The sequence below is a fragment of the Jhaorihella thermophila genome, from assembly GCF_900108275.1.
GTDB classification, from domain to species: Bacteria; Pseudomonadota; Alphaproteobacteria; order Rhodobacterales; family Rhodobacteraceae; genus Jhaorihella; species Jhaorihella thermophila.
Genome location: NZ_FNVD01000066.1, coordinates 1 through 1,144, shown reverse-complemented (window position 1 = coordinate 1,144; position 1,144 = coordinate 1). Strand labels below are relative to the sequence as shown.

The following is a 1,144-nucleotide window of genomic DNA, read 5'->3' as shown; positions in this document are numbered from 1 at the left end:
GCGAATGCTGCTTCCGTTTCGACATCTCTGATCTCATCTTCGTCGAAGATCAGCAGACAGCAATTTGTAGCCTACGTCAGCGTCCGATTTTCGGGAAGTAGCTCAGACTTGATGGTCTTGAAAAAGGCTTCGACCATCGAGTTGTCGTAGCAGTTGCCCTTGCCGCTCATGGAGATCGGGAAGCCCTGTTTCCGAAGCCCGGCCTGGTAATCGACAGAGCAATACTGGCTGCCGCGATCCGAATGATGGATCAATCCATCTCGTGGTCTCCTGATGGCCACACCAGCCATGAAGAAGCAGGTTGTCCTCGGCCACCCGCTGGTATGTCACCGCCGATCCCGGCGAGATCGACGGGCTGGAATTCGCCTATCTCTCGGGTGCGGAAGGACCCCAGGTCGAAAGCCGCTCGGGCTGGGACGTGGACGGCGTGGTGATCCGAGTGATCCTCGATTTCGGGGCCGGCTTCATCGACCACCGGGGCTGGTTCATGGACGCCGGGGCGTGAGAATGGCCGACCTCGCCCAGCTCACCGCCTGGCGCGACGCCCTGATGGCCGCGCGCTATCAGGGCGTGCGCACCGTCGAATACGACGGCAAGCGCGTCACCTACGCCAGCGACGGCGAGATGGCCGCCGCGCTCGCGGACCTCAACCGACAGATCGCAGGGGCGACCGACCGCATCTCGGTCGTCCGCATCCAATCCTCGAAAGGGCTCTGAGATGAAGAACGTAAGCGGTGCGCTGGTCACACTGGATTTGCGTAGTTCCAGGGCAGGAGTTCTTCGATCCGGGATTGCTTATGGCCATTGATGATGGCGGTGAGGGTGCCGGTCAGCCAGGCGTGGGGATTGACGGTGTTGAGTTTGCAGGTTTCGATCAGCGACGCCAGCATCGCCCAGTTCTGGGCGCCGGCATCGTGACCGGCGAAGAGGGCGTTTTTCCGGTTTAGAGCTATGGGGCGGATGGTGCGTTCGACGGTGTTTGAATCGATCTCGATGCGGCCGTCGTTCAGGAACAGGGTCAGCCCGTCCCAGTATTTGGCGATGTATTTGAGGGCCTCGCCGAGCGGGGATTTGGCAGAAACGCGGGCGCGGTGGGTGGTAAGCCAGGTCTCGAAGTCGCCGATGACCGGCTTTGACCTTTCTT

Annotated in this window: 3 protein-coding genes and 1 pseudogene; 2 read left to right on the top strand and 2 right to left on the bottom strand. The window is 60.8% G+C overall.

Going from position 1 to position 1,144, the window contains the following annotated elements; genetic code table 11:
- Positions 1 to 95: 95 nt before the first annotated feature.
- Positions 96 to 281, bottom strand: a pseudogene (locus C4S70_RS18425) (IS3 family transposase); the annotation flags it as partial.
- 20 nt (positions 282 to 301) lie between these two features.
- On the opposite strand from C4S70_RS18425, the gene C4S70_RS18420 reads away from it, so the two are divergent.
- A complete protein-coding gene (locus C4S70_RS18420; RefSeq protein WP_235003901.1) occupies positions 302 to 505 on the top strand; it encodes a phage major capsid protein in 204 nt (67 codons plus the stop codon).
- A 2-nt stretch (positions 506 to 507) separates the two neighbouring features.
- Positions 508 to 717 carry a phage head-tail joining protein gene (locus C4S70_RS18415; protein ID WP_104009521.1) on the top strand — a complete coding sequence of 70 codons (210 nt, stop codon included), beginning with the start codon at positions 508 to 510 and terminating at the stop codon, positions 715 to 717.
- Between the two features lie 26 nt (positions 718 to 743).
- Here the strand turns inward: C4S70_RS18415 and C4S70_RS18410 are convergent.
- The coding region (locus C4S70_RS18410) for an IS66 family transposase (RefSeq protein WP_146064209.1) at positions 744 to 1,144 on the bottom strand (401 nt) is incomplete at its 5' end.